Below are 16544 nucleotides of genomic sequence, written 5' to 3'. Positions count from 1 at the left end.
GAAGTGTCCGACAGGGAACCGCCGCGCCGCCGCGTGCCCGGCCCCGCCCGGCCCGCACGCCCCGACGCCCGGCGCCGCCCGGCCCCGGGCACCCGCCCCGCCCGCCGCCCGGCCCCGGGGCGCGGGCCCGCGCCCCGGACCATCCGGCTCGGCAGCCCGCGTCCCCGGCTGCGCATGGTCGGCCTCGCCCTGACCCTGGTCATGCTCGCCTTCGTCGCGCGGCTGCTGCAGGTGCAGGCCGTGGACGCGAGCGCATACGCCGCCAAGGCCGACCAGAACCGGTATGTCGGCCGCACCCTGGCCGCCGTACGGGGCGAGATCACGGACCGCAACGGCAACGAGCTGGCGACCAGCGTGGACGCGTACGACATCACGGCCGACCCCACGCTCTTCACCCAGGAGATCACCAAGACGTCGGACGCCCCCGAGCAGGCGGCCGAGCTCCTCGCCCCGATCCTCGGCCGGGACACCGCCGCGATCGCCAAGAAGCTCAGGACCCCGCACACCCGCTACGTCCTGCTGGCGCGCCGCCGGACCCCCCAGGTCTGGAAGCAGATCAAGGACCTGAAGAACACGCTCGCGGCCAAGGCCGAGAGCGAGAAGGACGGGGTCAGCGTCCTCGCGGGCGTCCTCGCCGAGCCCACGAGCAAGCGCGTCTACCCCAACGGCGGCCTCGCCGCCGGGATACTGGGCTGGGTCAACGCCGAGGGCAGGGGCGGCGGCGGTGTCGAGCAGCAGCTGAACAAGGAGCTGGCCGGTCAGGACGGCAGGATCCGCTACGCCCAGTCCGGGGGCCGTCTGGTGCCGACCGCGGGCTCCGCCGAGACGCCCGCCGTGGCCGGATCCGACGTCGAGCTGACCATCGACCGCGACATCCAGTGGGCCGCCCAGAACGCGATCACCGAGCAGGTGAAGAAGTCGAAGGCCGACCGCGGCTACGTGGTCGTGCAGGACACGCGGACCGGCCAGATCCTGGCCATGGCGAACTCGCCCGGCTTCGACCCCAACGACCTGACGAAGGCCGATCCGGCGGCCCTGGGCAACGCGGCCCTCCAGGACGCGTACGAGCCCGGCTCCACCGCCAAGGTCATGTCGATGGCGGCGGTGCTCCAGGAGAACGTCGCCACGCCGATGACGCACGTCACCGTGCCCAACCGGCTGCACCGCGGCGACCGGATCTTCCAGGACGACATCGACCACGAGACCTGGTACCTGACGCTCAACGGCGTCCTCGCCAAGTCCAGCAACATCGGCACCATCCTGGCGGCCGGCCAGCTGGGCAAGACCCAGGCGGAGGCCAACCGGGTCCTCTACTCCTACCTGCGCAAGTTCGGCATCGGCCGGCCGACCGGGCTCGGGTTCCCCGGCGAGACGAGGGGCATCCTCGCGCCCCCCGGCACCTGGTCGACGTCGCAGCAGTACACGATTCCTTTCGGCCAGGGCGTGTCGATCAACGCGGTGCAGGCGGCGTCGGTCTACTCGACCGTCGCCAACGGGGGTGTCCGCGTCGAGCCCACGCTCGTGCGCGGCACCAAGGGCGCGGACGGGCGCTTCACACCCGCCCCGAAGCCCGAGGAGACCCGGGTCGTCAGCGAGAAGACGGCGAAGACCCTCGCCCGGATGCTGGAGTCCGTCGTGGACGACGAGCAGGGGACGGGCGCCAAGGCGCGCATCCCCGGCTACCGGGTCGCGGGGAAGACGGGTACGGCCAACCGCGTGGATCCGGCCACCGGCAGGTATCGCGGCTACACGTCCTCCTTCGCCGGATTCGCGCCCGCGGACAAGCCCCGGGTCACCGTCTACTGCGCGATCCAGAACGCCACCAAGGGCAACTACTTCGGCGGCCAGATCTGCGGTCCGATCTTCAAGCAGGTCATGGAGTTCGCCCTGAAGACCCTCCAGGTGCCGCCCACCGGTGCCGGGGCGGCGAACCTCCCCGTCACGTTCACGCCATGATCAGCACTACGGGAAAGACCGACGAGGAACCAGCTCGTGACAACGATCAGCCCCGATCCCGGGGACCAGAACCCGCCCTCGCCCTCGCCCGCCCCTCGCCCACCCGCGTCCCCGGCGGACCCCGCCCCAGGGCTCCCTTTTAGCCCGGGCGGGGGTCGGCCCGGTACGCTCACCGCCGTGTCACACGCCGATCAGTCCCCCAGCACCCCCAAGGGCGCTCCCGTGACCAGTCCGGGACCGCCGCGACCGGTCCACGTCTCCGCCGTACCCCTTGCGGAGCTCGCCGTCCAGCTGGGTGTCACCCCGCCGGAGAGCGCGGCCGAGGTCACGGGCATCACCCACGACTCGCGGGCCGTCCGCCCCGGTGACCTGTACGCCGCCCTGCCCGGCGCCCGGCTGCACGGCGCCGACTTCGCGGCCCAGGCGGCCGGCCTCGGCGCCGTCGCCGTGCTGACCGACCCCACGGGCGCCGAACGCGCCGCCGCGACCGGGCTCCCGGTCCTCGTGGTGGACGACCCGCGCGGGCGGATGGGCGAGCTGGCCGCCGGGGTCTACGGCCACCCCGGGCGCGACCTGCTCCAGATCGGCATCACCGGCACCTCCGGCAAGACCACGACCGCGTACCTCGTCGAGGGGGGCCTGCGGACCTCCCACAGCACCGGGCTCGTCGGCACCGTCGAGACGCGGATCGGTGACGAGCGCGTCAAGTCCGAGCGCACCACCCCCGAAGCCACCGATCTGCAGGCCCTGTTCGCCGTCATGCGCGAGCGCGGGGTCGACGCGGTCGCCATGGAGGTCTCCAGCCACGCCCTGGTCCTGGGCCGGGTCGACGGCTGCGTCTTCGACGTCGCGGTCTTCACCAACCTGAGCCCGGAGCACATGGAGTTCCACTCCGACATGGAGGACTACTACCGGGCCAAGGCGCAGCTGTTCACGGAGAAACGCAGCCGGGCCGGTGTCGTCAACCTCGACGACGAATACGGCCGCAGGCTCGTGAAGGAGGCCGGCGTGCCCGTCGTCACCTTCTCCGCCGAGGGCAGCCCCGACGCCGACTGGCGCGCCGAGGACGTCCGCGTCGGCCCGGTGGACGCGACGTTCACCGTGACCGGCCCCGAGGGGGAGCGCATCACCGCCAGGTCGCCGCTGCCCGGCCCCTTCAACGTCGCCAACACCCTCGCCGCGATCGTCGCCCTGGCCGCCGCCGGTCTCGACCCGCAGACCGCCGCCGACGGCGTCGCCGCCGTGCCGGGCGTACCGGGACGCCTGGAGCGCGTGGACGCCGGGCAGCCGTACCTCGCGGTCGTCGACTACGCGCACAAGACCGACGCGGTCGAGTCGGTGCTGCGTGCCCTGCGCAAGGTCACCGAGGGCAGGCTGCACGTGGTGCTCGGCTGCGGCGGCGACCGCGACCGGACCAAGCGCGCGCCGATGGGCGCCGCCGCGGCCCGGCTCGCCGACACGGCCGTACTGACCTCCGACAACCCCCGCTCCGAGGATCCCCTCGCGATCCTCGCGACCATGCTCGAAGGCGCGGCCTCCGTGCCCGCGCACGAACGCGGCGAGGTGCAGGTCTTCGAGGACCGGGCCGCCGCCGTCGCCGCGGCCGTCGCCCGTGCGCGGCCCGGGGACACCGTCCTGGTCGCGGGCAAGGGCCACGAGCAGGGCCAGGACATCGCCGGAGTGGTCCGTCCCTTCGACGACCGCCAGGTGCTCCGCGAAGCTATCCAGAAGACCCAGGGATGAACTTGTGATCGCCCTCTCTCTCGCCGAGATCGCCACAGTCGTCGGCGGGCAGACGCACGACATACCGGACCCGTCCGTCCAAGTGACCGGACCGGTCGTCCGGGACTCCCGCGAAGTGGAGCCCGGCAGCCTCTTCGTCGCCTTCGTCGGCGAGCGCGTGGACGGACACGACTTCGCACCAGCGGTCGTGGAGGCGGGTGCCGCCGCCGTACTGGCGTCCCGCCCCGTCGGCGTGCCCGCGATCGTCGTGGACGACGTCCAGGCGGCCCTCGGCGCCCTCGCCCGGCACGTCGTCGGGAGGCTGGGAGCCACCCTCGTCGCCCTCACCGGCTCCGCGGGCAAGACCAGCACCAAGGACCTCATCGCGCAGGTGCTCCAGCGCAGGGCGCCGACCGTGTGGACGCCCGGCTCGCTCAACAACGAGATCGGGCTGCCGCTCACCGCGCTCAGCGCCACCGAGGACACGAGGTTCCTCGTCCTGGAGATGGGCGCTCGCGGCATCGGCCACATCCGCTACCTCGCTGGCCTGACCCCGCCGAGGATCGGTCTCGTGCTCAACGTCGGCACCGCCCACATCGGCGAGTTCGGCAGCCGCGAGCAGATCGCACAGGCGAAGGGCGAACTCGTCGAGAGCCTGCCGCCCGCGGACGCCGGCGGCGTCGCGGTCCTCAACGCCGACGATCCGCTCGTACGCGCCATGGCCTCCCGTACACAGGCGAAGGTCCTCCTTTTCGGAGAGTCCGGCGAAGCGGACGTACGCGCCGAGAACGTGAGACTCACGGACAGCGGACAGCCCTCTTTCATCCTTCACACACCCTCCGGGTGCAGCGATGTGACCATGCGCCTGTACGGTGAGCACCACGTGTCGAACGCGCTCGCCGCGGCCGCCGTCGCCCATGAGCTGGGCATGTCCGCAGACGAGATCGCCGTTGCGCTCTCCGAGGCGGGCTCCCTCTCCCACTGGCGGATGGAGGTCACCGAGCGCCCGGACGGCGTGACCGTCGTCAACGACGCCTACAACGCGAACCCCGAGTCCATGAGGGCCGCACTGCGCGCGCTCGCGGCGATGGGCAAGGCCGCACGGGCACAAGGGGGGCGTACGTGGGCGGTGCTCGGCAAGATGGCCGAGCTCGGGGACGAGGCGCTCGCCGAGCACGACGCCGTCGGACGGCTCGCCGTCCGGCTCAACGTCAGCAAGCTCGTCGCGGTCGGGGGCAGGGAAGCGTCCTGGCTGCAACTGGGCGCATATAACGAGGGTTCGTGGGGTGAGGAGTCGGTGCACGTGTCCGACGCACAGTCGGCGGTCGACCTGTTGCGCAGCGAATTGCGCCCGGGAGACGTCGTACTCGTGAAGGCGTCCCGGTCGGTCGGGCTCGAGAGCGTGGCCCAGGCGCTGCTCGAGGCCGGGGCCGAGGGTGAGGTGGCTGCCCGATGATGAAGCAGATCCTGTTCGCAGGAGTCATCGGCCTCTTCCTGACCCTGATCGGCACCCCGCTGCTGATCAAGCTGCTGGCCCGCAAGGGCTACGGGCAGTACATCCGCGACGACGGCCCGCGCGAGCACCACAGCAAGCGCGGTACGCCGACCATGGGTGGCATCGCCTTCATCCTGGCGACGATCGCCGCCTACTTCCTGTCCAAGGTGATCACGGGCAAGCCGCCGACCTTCTCCGGGCTGCTGGTGCTCGGCCTGATGGGCGGCATGGGCCTGGTCGGCTTCCTGGACGACTACATCAAGATCGTCAAGCGCCGCTCGCTCGGCCTGCGGGCCAAGGCGAAGATGGCCGGCCAGCTGATCGTCGGCATCGCCTTCGCCGTGCTGGCGCTGCAGTTCGCCGACGCCCGGGGCAACACCCCGGCCTCCACCAAGCTCTCCTTCGTGCAGGACTTCGGCTGGACCATCGGCCCGGTGCTGTTCGTGATCTGGGCGCTGTTCATGATCCTGGCGATGTCGAACGGCGTGAACCTCACCGACGGTCTCGACGGCCTCGCCACCGGCGCCTCCGTGCTGGTCTTCGCCGCCTACACGTTCATCGGCGTCTGGCAGTTCCAGGAGTCCTGCGCCAACGCGCAGACCCTGACCAACCCGGCCGCCTGCTACGAGGTGCGCGACCCGCTCGACCTGGCCGTCGTCTCCTCCGCGCTGATGGGCGCCTGCATCGGCTTCCTGTGGTGGAACACCTCGCCCGCCAAGATCTTCATGGGTGACACCGGTTCGCTGGCCCTGGGCGGCGCGCTCGCCGGCCTCGCGATCTGCTCCCGCACGGAGATGCTGCTCGCGCTGCTCGGCGGTCTCTTCGTCCTGATCACCCTGTCCGTCGTGATCCAGGTGGGCTCCTTCCGCCTCACCGGCAAGCGCGTCTTCCGGATGGCGCCGCTCCAGCACCACTTCGAACTCAAGGGCTGGTCAGAGGTCCTCGTCGTGGTCCGTTTCTGGATCATCCAGGGAATCTGCGTCATCGTGGGACTGGGCATCTTCTACGCCGGATGGGCAGCGGAAAAGTGACCGACTGGCAGGGCAAGCACGTCACCGTCGCCGGCCTCGGCGTCTCGGGCGTCCCGGCGGCCAAGGTGCTGCACGGCCTCGGCGCCGTCGTGACGGTCGTCAACGACGGCGACGACGAGCGCGCCCGGGAGCAGGCCGCGGAGCTGGAGGCGCTCGGCGTCACGGTCCGGCTCGGCGACGGGGCTTCCCTGCCGGAGGGCACCGAGCTGATCGTCACCGCGCCCGGCTGGCGGCCCGACAAGCCGCTGTTCGCCGCCGCGGCCGAGGCGGGCGTCCCGGTCTGGGGCGACGTCGAGCTGGCCTGGCACCTGCGGGGCCCCGACGCGGCCGACTGGCTCGCCGTGACCGGCACCAACGGCAAGACCACGACCGTGCAGATGCTCGCCTCCATCCTGAGGGCGGCGGGCCTGCGCACGGCCGCCGTCGGGAACATCGGGGTCTCGCTGCTGGACGCCGTCCTCGGCGAGGAGCGGTACGACGTCCTGGCGGTCGAGTTGTCGAGCTATCAGCTCCACTGGGCGCCGTCGGTGCGCGCCCACTCGGCCGCCGTGCTCAACCTGGCACCCGACCACCTCGACTGGCACGGCTCCATGGAGGCGTACGCCGCCGACAAGGGCCGTGTCTACGAGGGCAATCGGGTCGCCTGCGTCTACAACGTCGCCGACAAGGCCACCGAGGACCTGGTGCGCGAGGCGGACGTGGAGGAGGGCTGCCGGGCCGTCGGGTTCACGCTGGGCGCCCCCGGGCCCTCCCAACTCGGTGTGGTGGACGGCATCCTGGTCGACCGCGCCTTCGTCGAGAACCGGCAGCACAGTGCCCAGGAACTGGCGGAGGTGTCCGACGTCACCCCGCCGGCTCCGCACAACATCGCCAACGCCCTTGCCGCGGCGGCCCTCGCGCGCGCCTTCGGGGTACCCCCCAGGGCCGTGCGGGACGGGCTGCGGGCCTTCACACCGGACGCCCATCGCATCGCGCACGTGGCGGACGTGGACGGGGTCGCGTACATCGACGACTCCAAGGCCACCAACACCCACGCCGCGGAAGCGTCGTTGGCGGCGTACGAGTCGATCGTGTGGATCGCGGGCGGTCTCGCCAAGGGCGCGACCTTCGACGAACTGGTCGCCAGGTCGGCACCGCGGCTGCGGGGCGTGGTGCTCATCGGGGCGGATCGGGCGCTGATCCGTGAAGCCCTTGCGCGACACGCGCCGGAAGTGCCCGTCGTCGACCTGGAACGGACCGACACTGGGGCGATGCCCGCGGCTGTGCGGGAGGCGCGGAGGCTCGCTCGCGCGGGCGACACGGTGCTGCTGGCGCCGGCCTGTGCCTCCATGGACATGTTCGCGAACTACAACAAGCGCGGCGACGCCTTCGCGGAAGCGGTTCGCGAACTCGGCGCGGACGCCTGACGGCGGGTCTCGGTCAGTCCGGGCGCGCCCGGACCCCTGGGAGGGACGCGTGACAGGGATGTGGTCGGTGTCTCGTCGGCGGCTTTCCGCCGGTGGCACGGCGCCGCGCCGGCGCTTCGTGGCGGGGTGAGCGTCGTGCCCGGTAGCCGTACAGGCCGTCCTCCCGTCCAGCGGGCCCCGAAGCGGCCCGCCGTGTTCCGCTCCCCGCGCGACAACCCCGTCGCACGGCTGCTCACGCGCACCCGCCGGGCGTGGGACCGGCCCCTCACCGCGTACTACCTGGTCCTCGGCGGCAGTCTGCTGATCACCGTGCTCGGTCTGGTGATGGTCTACTCGGCCTCCCAGATCACCGCGCTGCAGATGTCGCTGCCCGGGTCGTTCTTCTTCCGCAAGCAGTTCCTCGCGGCCTCGATCGGGACCCTGCTGCTGCTCGTGGCCTCGCGGATGCCCGTGAAGCTGCACCGGGCGCTGGCGTACCCGATCCTGGCGGGCGCCGTCTTCCTGATGGTCCTGGTGCAGGTGCCGGGGATAGGGATGGCGGTCAACGGCAACCAGAACTGGATCGCCCTGGGCGGCTCCTTCCAGATCCAGCCCAGCGAGTTCGGCAAGCTCGCGCTCGTGCTGTGGGGCGCCGACCTGATCGCGCGCAAGCAGGAGAAGCGGCTGCTCACGCAGTGGAAGCACATGCTGGTGCCGCTCGTTCCGGTGGCGTTCCTGCTGCTCGGGCTGATCATGCTGGGCGGCGACATGGGCACGGCGATCATCCTGACCGCGATCCTGTTCGGGCTGCTGTGGCTGGCCGGGGCCCCGACCAGGATGTTCGTCGGGGTGCTGGCCTTCGCCGCGACCATCGGCGTCGTCCTGATCAAGACCAGCCCGAACCGCATGGCCCGCCTCGCCTGCATCGGCGCGGCCGATCCGGGTCCGAACGACCAGTGCTGGCAGGCCGTGCACGGCATCTACGCACTGGCGTCCGGCGGACTGTTCGGTTCGGGCCTCGGCGCGAGCGTGGAGAAATGGGGGCAACTCCCCGAAGCGCACACCGACTTCATCTTCGCCGTCACCGGTGAGGAACTGGGTCTCGCGGGCACTCTGTCGGTGCTCGCCCTCTTCGCGGCTCTAGGCTATGCGGGTATCCGCGTGGCCGGACGCACGGAGGACCCCTTCGTGAGGTACGCCGCGGGAGGCGTGACGACCTGGATCACCGCTCAGGCGATGATCAACATCGGTGCGGTGCTCGGCCTGCTGCCGATCGCCGGCGTCCCCCTCCCGCTGTTCTCCTACGGGGGATCCGCCCTGCTGCCGACCATGTTCGCCATCGGGCTGCTGATCGCCTTCGCGCGCGACGAGCCCGCTGCGCGGGCGGCGCTTGCGATGCGGCAACCTCGCTTTGGTAGAAAGCGGGCGGGAGGCCCTCCGGGACCTCGGAGATGGAACACGATGCGACGGCGTGCCTCGGCGGCGCGTTCGTCCGGAGAGCGGTGAATTTCGGTGCATGTCGTACTCGCCGGTGGGGGGACCGCCGGCCACATCGAGCCCGCGCTCGCCCTCGCGGACGCCCTGCGCAGGCAGGACCCGACCGTGGGGATCACGGCCCTGGGCACGGAGCGCGGACTGGAGACCCGGCTCGTACCCGAGCGCGGCTATGAACTCGCGTTGATCCCCGCCGTCCCGCTGCCGAGGAAACCCACCCCCGAACTGATCACGGTCCCCGGGCGGCTGCGCGGCACGATCAAGGCGGCCGAGCAGATCCTCGAGCGCACCAAGGCGGATGTGGTCGTCGGCTTCGGCGGCTATGTCGCCCTGCCCGGCTATCTGGCCGCCAAGCGCCTCGGCGTGCCGATCGTCATCCACGAGGCAAACGCCCGCCCCGGCCTCGCCAACAAGATCGGCTCGCGGTACGCGGCCCAGGTCGCCGTCTCCACCCCGGACAGCAAGCTGCGGGGCGCCCGCTACATCGGCATCCCGCTGCGCCGCTCCATCGCCACCCTGGACCGCGCCGCCATGCGTCCCGAGGGCCGGGCCGCCTTCGGGCTGGACCCGAACCTGCCGACGCTGCTGGTCACCGGCGGCTCGCAGGGCGCGCGCCGGCTCAACGAGGTGATCCAGCAGGTCGCCCCGTACCTTCAGCAGTCCGGGATCCAGATCCTGCACGCGGTGGGCCCGAAGAACGAACTGCCGCAAGTCCACCAAATGCCGGGAATGCCCCCCTATGTGCCGGTACCGTATCTGGACCGGATGGATCTCGCGTACGCCGCGGCCGACATGATGCTCTGCCGCGCGGGCGCGATGACCGTCGCCGAACTGTCCGCCGTCGGGCTTCCGGCCGCCTATGTCCCGCTGCCCATCGGCAACGGCGAACAGCGGCTGAACGCCCAGCCGGTGGTCAAGGCCGGCGGTGGCCTGCTGGTCGACGACGCGGAGCTGACGCCCGAGTGGATCCAGCGCAACATCCTGCCCGTGCTCGGCGATCCGCACCGGCTGTACGAGATGTCCCGGGCCGCCGCGGAGTTCGGCCGCAGGGACGCCGACGACCTGCTCGTCGGCATGGTGTACGAGGCGATCGCCTCGCGCCACCACCAGTGACGCATCGGCGAGTGCGCCGCAGGGGCGTGCCGGTGCCGCGAGGCCGAGCGCGCGCAGGCCCGAAGGGCTGAGCACGGTCGGGCCGCCGGCCGGCGCGCCCCGGAGGCGAACCGGGCCAGGGAAGGGAAGTGCGCGTGGCCGGACCGACGACCGCCGAGCGAGGCAAGCGGCAGCAGCAGGAGTCCGGCCCGCCCCGGCCGCCGCGTCGCGGGCGACTCCGCCGCCCTCATATGCTCATCATCCTTTTGCTGGCAACGCTGTTGGCGATCGGCGGCTCGGTGTGGCTGCTGTACGGCTCACCGTATCTGCGCGTGAAGCGCGTCTCCGTCTCCGGGACGCGGGTCCTGACGGGGGCACAGGTGCGCGAGGCGGCCGATGTGTCGCTCGGATCGCCCCTGATTTCCCTCGACACCGATGCGATCGCGGCGCGTGTGCGCCGGAAACTGCCCCGAATTGCGACGGTCGACGTCGTCCGTTCCTGGCCCCGTGGAATCCGGTTGAAGGTGACCGAACGGGTTCCGGTTCTGTTGATCGGAAACGGGGGAAAGTTCGACGAAGTGGACAAGGAGGGTGTACGGTTCGCCACGGTTTCGGAGCCCCCCAGGGCGGTCCCCGTACTGGAATTGACGCTGTCCCCGTCGTCCGGCACGCGCCGCTTCGGCACCGACCGGCTGATCCGCGGGGCGGTGCGCGTCGCCCGGGACGTTCCGGCCGCCGTCGCCCGTGACACCCGGACCGTCAAGGTCCGTTCCTACGACTCCATCACGCTGGAGTTGACGGGCGGCCGCAATGTGTTGTGGGGCAGCGGGGAGAAGGGCCGGGCCAAGGCGGCCGCGCTGACCGCGCTGATGAAAGCCGCGCCCCGTGCCCGGCACTTCGACGTGAGTGTCCCCACCGCCCCTGCGTCATCGGCCGGTTGACGCACATCAGCGCAGGCCAGCACCCTGGTTGGGCAGCGCTATGGCTGATCACATAGGGTGAAAAGAAAAACGGGAGGTTCGGCGTGTTCGTTGAACGGGCGCCACTTGTCGACTTAGTGTCCTGTTCGGAAGAGTCCAAGGAACAGGCACACTGGTAACCCTAAACTTCAGGGTTAGGGTTCGGGTCGGCGTTCGGACCGTCCCATTCGGCATCAGCCGTCGGATCGCGGGGCACCCGCGAGACGACGGCGACGTAATTCGAGGCGAGAGGCCTTCGACGTGGCAGCACCGCAGAACTACCTCGCAGTCATCAAGGTCATCGGTGTCGGCGGCGGTGGTGTCAATGCCATCAACCGGATGATCGAGGTCGGTCTCAAGGGCGTCGAGTTCATCGCCATCAACACCGACGCGCAAGCTCTGTTGATGAGCGACGCCGACGTCAAGCTCGACGTCGGCCGCGAACTCACCCGCGGACTCGGCGCGGGCGCCAATCCGGCCGTGGGCCGCAAGGCCGCCGAGGACCACCGCGAGGAGATCGAGGAGGTCCTCAAGGGGGCCGACATGGTCTTCGTGACGGCCGGTGAAGGCGGCGGCACCGGCACCGGCGGCGCGCCCGTCGTGGCCAACATCGCGCGCTCGCTGGGCGCCCTCACCATCGGCGTGGTCACGCGGCCCTTCACCTTCGAGGGACGCCGCCGCGCCAACCAGGCCGAGGACGGCATCGCCGAGCTGCGCGAAGAGGTCGACACCCTCATCGTCATCCCGAACGACCGGCTGCTGTCCATCTCGGACCGCCAGGTCTCCGTCCTCGACGCCTTCAAGTCGGCGGACCAGGTCCTGCTCTCCGGTGTTCAGGGCATCACCGACCTCATCACCACTCCCGGCCTGATCAACCTCGACTTCGCCGACGTCAAGTCCGTCATGTCCGAGGCCGGTTCGGCCCTCATGGGCATCGGCTCGGCCCGCGGCGACGACCGGGCGGTGGCCGCGGCCGAGATGGCGATCTCCTCCCCGCTGCTCGAGGCGTCCATCGACGGCGCCCGGGGCGTGCTGCTGTCCATCTCCGGCGGCTCGGACCTCGGCCTCTTCGAGATCAACGAGGCCGCCCAGCTGGTGAGCGAGGCCGCGCACCCCGAGGCCAACATCATCTTCGGCGCGGTCATCGACGACGCCCTCGGCGACGAGGTGCGGGTCACGGTGATCGCGGCGGGCTTCGACGGCGGTCAGCCCCCCGCCAAGCGGGACAACGTCCTCGGCTCGTCCTCGGTCAAGCGCGAGGAGCCGGTCCGCCCCGCGGACAGCCGCCCCTCCTTCGGCTCGCTCGGCAGCGTCACGCCGAAGGAGGCGGCCCCGGAGCCGGCCCCGGAGCCGGTGGGCGACCTCCCGGTCACCCCGTCGGTGCCGCCGTCGCGAACCTACTCGGACAGCGCGGCCGAGGAGCTGGACGTGCCGGACTTCCTGAAGTGATAGGACAGCGCGACACCGTGAGCGGCGCGCACTTCGCCTTCACCGACCGGTGGGGCGGGGTGAGCGCCGCTCCGTACGAGGAGCTCAATCTCGGCGGAGCGGTCGGCGACGACCCCGCCGCGGTACGGGCCAACCGGGAACTTGCGGCCGGGGCACTGGGCCTCGACCCGGCCCGCGTGGTCTGGATGAACCAGGTGCACGGGGCGGACGTGGCCGTCGTCGACGGACCGTGGGCTGCCGGGACCGTGCCCGGGGTGGACGCGATCGTCACCGCGCGGCGCGGTCTCGCCCTCGCCGTGCTCACGGCCGACTGCACGCCGGTCCTGCTCGCCGACCCGGCCGCCGGGATCGCGGCCGCCGCCCATGCGGGCCGCCCCGGCATGATCGCCGGGGTCGTTCCCGCCGCGGTCCGCGCGATGACGGAACTGGGCGCCGAACCGTCCCGGATCGTCGTCCGCACGGGACCGGCCGTCTGCGGCCGGTGCTACGAGGTGCCGGAGGCGATGCGCGCCGAGGTGTCCGCCGTCGAACCGGCGGCGCACGCCGAGACGAGCTGGGGCACTCCCTCGGTCGACGTGACCGCCGGCGTGCACGCCCAGCTCGAACGGCTCGGGGTGCGCGACCGGGCACAGTCACCGGTGTGCACGCTCGAATCGCGTGACCACTTCTCGTACCGCCGCGACCGGACCACCGGACGGCTCGCGGGCTATGTCTGGCTGGACTGATGGGGCATGACGGACCGTAAGCAGCAAATCGCCGAAAACATGGCGAAGGTGGAGGAGCGCATCGCGGCGGCGTGCCGGGCCGCGGGGCGGAAGCGGGGGGAGGTGACCCTGATCGTGGTCACCAAGACCTATCCCGCGAGTGACGTGCGGATTCTGTCGGAACTCGGTGTGCGTGACGTCGCCGAGAACCGGGACCAGGACGCGGCGCCCAAGGCGGCCGCCTGCTCGGATCTGCCGCTCACCTGGCATTTCGTCGGTCAATTGCAGACCAACAAGGTGCGCTCGGTGGTCGGTTATGCGGATCTCGTGCAGTCCGTCGATCGTCCCGGGCTCGTGGCGGCGCTGTCGAAGGAGGCCGTGCGGGCCGGGCGCGAGGTGGGCTGTCTCCTCCAGGTCGCGCTCGACGCGAGCGAGGGCGGGCGAGGGGCGCGCGGGGGCGTGGCGCCCGAGGGAATCGAAGAGTTGGGCGACCTCGTCGCGGAGGCCCCCGGGCTGCGGCTGGACGGTCTGATGACCGTGGCGCCGCTCACCGGGGTGTACGCGGGGCGTCAACAGGCGGCCTTCGAGCGGTTGATGGATTTGTCGACCGACCTGCGCCGAGCCCATCCGGCTGCAACCATGGTCTCGGCAGGGATGAGTGCGGATCTCGAACAGGCCGTGGCCGCCGGAGCGACACATGTACGCGTCGGCACCGCGGTACTCGGAGTCCGCCCCAGGCTCGGGTAACGTCGCCAAGAAGTCGGACCACAGCAGAAAATATGGTCATTACCGCCGAAAGGCGGGCATAACGACCTCGTGGATCGCGGGCACTTGGCAGTCGTCAGCCGATCCACCACAGAGCGGAGGACTCAGAGCATGGCCGGCGCGATGCGCAAGATGGCGGTCTACCTCGGCCTCGTGGAGGACGATGGGTACGACGGCAGGGGGTTCGACCCCGATGACGACTTCGAGCCCGAGCTCGACCCGGAGCCGGAGCGGGACCGCAGGCGGCACGAGCTGTCCCGTCAGTCGCACCAGGCGCTTCAGTCCCAAAGGGACGAATCGGTGCGAGTGGTGCAGCCGCCGGCGCAGCGTGATCCGGTGTCCCGTTCGGTTTCGCCGGCCGCGGAATCCGGACGTCCGGCGCGCATCGCGCCCGTGGCGTCCATCACACAAGAACGTCAGAGTCTGGAGAAGAACGCACCGGTGATCATGCCCAAGGTCGTGTCCGAACGAGAGCCGTACCGGATCACCACGCTGCACCCCCGGACGTACAACGAGGCCCGTACCATCGGGGAACACTTCCGCGAGGGCACCCCGGTGATCATGAATCTGACTGAGATGGATGACACAGATGCGAAGCGACTTGTCGACTTTGCGGCCGGTTTGGTGTTTGGTCTTCACGGCAGTATCGAGCGGGTGACGCAGAAGGTGTTCCTGCTGTCTCCTGCTAACGTCGATGTCACGGCGGAGGACAAGGCCCGCATCGCAGAGGGCGGGTTCTTCAACCAGAGCTGAGACGCACCACCGGAAAGCCACACGACACAGGGGAGAGGGAAGCACGGATCATGGGCGTGGTCTTGGAGGTTCTCTACATCGCGCTGATGTGCTTCCTCATCGTGCTGATTTTTCGGTTGGTCATGGACTATGTCTTCCAGTTCGCCCGCTCATGGCAACCCGGCAAGGCGATGGTGGTCGTTCTGGAGGCCACCTACACTGTCACCGATCCACCGCTGAAGCTTCTGCGGCGGTTCATTCCGCCGCTGCGTCTCGGGGGCGTGGCGCTCGACCTGTCCTTCTTCGTACTGATGATCATCGTCTACATCCTGATCTCCGTCGTGGGCAACCTCGCGAGGTGACTGTGGACGATACGGTCTTGCCGACTGCCGATGACTACGTTGAGGTGAAGAGATGCCGTTGACCCCCGAGGACGTGCGGAACAAGCAGTTCACGACCGTCCGCCTCCGAGAAGGCTATGACGAGGACGAGGTCGATGCCTTCCTCGACGAGGTCGAAGCCGAACTGACCCGTCTGCTCCGGGAGAACGAGGATCTGCGGGCCAAGCTGGCCGCCGCCACGCGTGCCGCCGCGCAGAACCAGCAGAACATGCGCAAACCCCCGGAGCCCCAGGACCAGCAGCAGGGCATGCGAGGTCCGGGCGCCCCCGTGCCCGCCGGGATATCGGGCCCGCCGCAGCAGCAGATGGGTGGCCCCATGGGTGGCCCGCCCCAGCTGCCGAGCGGTGCCCCGCAGCTGCCCGCCGGCCCCAGCGGACAGGGCGGTCCTCAGGGTCCCGGCCCGATGGGTCAGGGTCACGGTCCGATGGGCCAGGGCCCCGGACAGATGGGGCAGGGCCCGGGACAGATGGGGCAGGGCCCTGGACAGATGGGTCAGGGTCACGGCCCGATGGGTCAGGGTCACGGCCCGATGGGGCAGGGGCACGGTCCGATGGGCCAGCCCCCGATGCAGCAGATGGGCGGCCCCATGGGCGGTCCTATGGGCGGCCCCATGGGCGGTCCGGGGATGCCCGGTCAGGGTCCCGGTGGCGACAGCGCCGCGCGTGTCCTCTCGCTGGCCCAGCAGACCGCCGACCAGGCGATCGCCGAGGCCCGTGCCGAGGCGAACAAGATCGTCGGTGAGGCTCGCAGCCGCGCCGAGGGTCTGGAGCGCGACGCCCGGGCCAAGGCCGACGCCCTGGAGCGGGACGCGCAGGAGAAGCACCGTGTCGCGATGGGCTCCCTGGAGTCCGCCCGCGCCACGCTGGAGCGCAAGGTCGAGGACCTGCGCGGCTTCGAGCGCGAGTACCGCACGCGGCTGAAGTCCTACCTCGAGTCCCAGTTGCGCCAGCTGGAGACGCAGGCGGACGACTCGCTGGCCCCGCCGCGCACCCCGGCCACGGCCTCCCTGCCGTCGCCGTCGGCGCCGTCGATGGCTCCCGCGGGCGCGGGCGCCCCGTCGTACGGAGGCAACCAGACCATGGGCGGTGGCCCGGGTCCTGCCGCCCCGTCCTACGGCGGTCAGCAGATGTCCCCGGCGATGACGCAGCCGATGGCGCCGGTGCGCCCGCAGGGCCCGTCGCCGATGGGTCAGGCGCCCTCGCCGATGCGCGGGTTCCTCATCGACGAGGACGACAACTGACGGTGGCGCCTACGTCGTAGGCGTCGGCAGTCTCAAGGGCGGGGCCCCGGATGTGATCCGGGGCCCCGCCCTTGTGCTGTGCGGGTCCGGCCGGTGCACCGTGTGTTCGGACGGGGGCG

At 70.9% G+C, this 16544-nt stretch carries 14 protein-coding genes; all 14 read left to right on the top strand.

Annotated features, from left to right (window positions below; genetic code table 11):
• The first annotated feature begins 3 nt into the window (after positions 1–3).
• The 14 genes from ACFYMU_RS13180 to ACFYMU_RS13115 all read left to right on the top strand — a co-directional run bounded on the left by ACFYMU_RS13180 (position 4) and on the right by ACFYMU_RS13115 (position 16425).
• Positions 4–1956, top strand: a complete 1953-nt coding sequence (locus ACFYMU_RS13180) for a peptidoglycan D,D-transpeptidase FtsI family protein (RefSeq protein WP_388372122.1) — start codon at positions 4–6, stop codon at positions 1954–1956.
• Positions 1957–1992: 36 nt separating this feature from the next.
• The gene (locus ACFYMU_RS13175) at positions 1993–3699 is read left to right on the top strand and encodes a UDP-N-acetylmuramoyl-L-alanyl-D-glutamate--2,6-diaminopimelate ligase (RefSeq protein WP_388372121.1); all 1707 of its coding nucleotides are present in this window, start codon (positions 1993–1995) and stop codon (positions 3697–3699) included.
• A gap of 4 nt (positions 3700–3703) precedes the next feature.
• Positions 3704–5134, top strand: a complete 1431-nt coding sequence (gene murF / locus ACFYMU_RS13170; protein WP_388372119.1) for a UDP-N-acetylmuramoyl-tripeptide--D-alanyl-D-alanine ligase — start codon at positions 3704–3706, stop codon at positions 5132–5134.
• Positions 5131–6204 (top strand): phospho-N-acetylmuramoyl-pentapeptide-transferase, encoded by a 1074-nt coding sequence (mraY, locus tag ACFYMU_RS13165; protein ID WP_388372117.1) that lies wholly within the window; start codon positions 5131–5133, stop codon positions 6202–6204. Before murF ends, mraY begins: the two co-directional genes overlap by 4 nt.
• The gene (gene murD / locus ACFYMU_RS13160; protein WP_388372115.1) at positions 6186–7610 is read left to right on the top strand and encodes a UDP-N-acetylmuramoyl-L-alanine--D-glutamate ligase; all 1425 of its coding nucleotides are present in this window, start codon (positions 6186–6188) and stop codon (positions 7608–7610) included. Before mraY ends, murD begins: the two co-directional genes overlap by 19 nt.
• 135 nt (positions 7611–7745) lie before the next feature.
• Entirely contained in the window at positions 7746–9095 is a 1350-nt protein-coding gene (gene ftsW / locus ACFYMU_RS13155) for a putative lipid II flippase FtsW (RefSeq protein WP_388372114.1), read from the top strand.
• Between the two features lie 6 nt (positions 9096–9101).
• A complete protein-coding gene (gene murG, locus ACFYMU_RS13150) occupies positions 9102–10196 on the top strand; it encodes an undecaprenyldiphospho-muramoylpentapeptide beta-N-acetylglucosaminyltransferase (protein ID WP_388372112.1) in 1095 nt (364 codons plus the stop codon).
• A gap of 134 nt (positions 10197–10330) precedes the next feature.
• On the top strand, positions 10331–11116 hold the full coding sequence (locus tag ACFYMU_RS13145) for a cell division protein FtsQ/DivIB (protein WP_388372110.1): 786 nt from the start codon (positions 10331–10333) through the stop codon (positions 11114–11116).
• Between the two features lie 279 nt (positions 11117–11395).
• Complete coding sequence (ftsZ, locus tag ACFYMU_RS13140; protein ID WP_388372108.1) at positions 11396–12583, top strand: cell division protein FtsZ; 1188 nt, start codon at positions 11396–11398, stop codon at positions 12581–12583.
• Positions 12580–13308 carry a peptidoglycan editing factor PgeF gene (pgeF, locus tag ACFYMU_RS13135; protein WP_388372107.1) on the top strand — a complete coding sequence of 243 codons (729 nt, stop codon included), beginning with the start codon at positions 12580–12582 and terminating at the stop codon, positions 13306–13308. Before ftsZ ends, pgeF begins: the two co-directional genes overlap by 4 nt.
• 6 nt (positions 13309–13314) lie before the next feature.
• Positions 13315–14034 (top strand): YggS family pyridoxal phosphate-dependent enzyme, encoded by a 720-nt coding sequence (locus tag ACFYMU_RS13130; RefSeq protein WP_388372105.1) that lies wholly within the window; start codon positions 13315–13317, stop codon positions 14032–14034.
• Between the two features lie 129 nt (positions 14035–14163).
• Complete coding sequence (locus tag ACFYMU_RS13125) at positions 14164–14805, top strand: cell division protein SepF (protein ID WP_388372103.1); 642 nt, start codon at positions 14164–14166, stop codon at positions 14803–14805.
• Between the two features lie 50 nt (positions 14806–14855).
• On the top strand, positions 14856–15146 hold the full coding sequence (locus ACFYMU_RS13120; RefSeq protein ID WP_388372101.1) for a YggT family protein: 291 nt from the start codon (positions 14856–14858) through the stop codon (positions 15144–15146).
• A 52-nt stretch (positions 15147–15198) separates the two neighbouring features.
• Entirely contained in the window at positions 15199–16425 is a 1227-nt protein-coding gene (locus ACFYMU_RS13115; protein ID WP_388372099.1) for a DivIVA domain-containing protein, read from the top strand.
• Positions 16426–16544: the final 119 nt, after the last annotated feature.

It is taken from the genome of Streptomyces sp. NPDC007264 (assembly GCF_042869095.1).
Taxonomy (GTDB): Bacteria; Actinomycetota; Actinomycetes; order Streptomycetales; family Streptomycetaceae; genus Streptomyces.
This window is presented reverse-complemented; position numbering and strand designations above follow the sequence as displayed.

What these genes read in the sequence shown, in the direction of transcription:
- murD (WP_388372115.1), top strand. Translation starts at nt 6,186, where the DNA reads ATGGGCAGCGGAAAAGTGACCGACTGGCAGGGCAAGCACGTCACCGTC.
- ACFYMU_RS13120 (WP_388372101.1), top strand. Translation starts at nt 14,856, where the DNA reads ATGGGCGTGGTCTTGGAGGTTCTCTACATCGCGCTGATGTGCTTCCTC.
- mraY (WP_388372117.1), top strand. Translation starts at nt 5,131, where the DNA reads ATGATGAAGCAGATCCTGTTCGCAGGAGTCATCGGCCTCTTCCTGACC.
- ACFYMU_RS13130 (WP_388372105.1), top strand. Translation starts at nt 13,315, where the DNA reads ATGACGGACCGTAAGCAGCAAATCGCCGAAAACATGGCGAAGGTGGAG.
- ACFYMU_RS13115 (WP_388372099.1), top strand. Translation starts at nt 15,199, where the DNA reads ATGCCGTTGACCCCCGAGGACGTGCGGAACAAGCAGTTCACGACCGTC.
- ACFYMU_RS13125 (WP_388372103.1), top strand. Translation starts at nt 14,164, where the DNA reads ATGGCCGGCGCGATGCGCAAGATGGCGGTCTACCTCGGCCTCGTGGAG.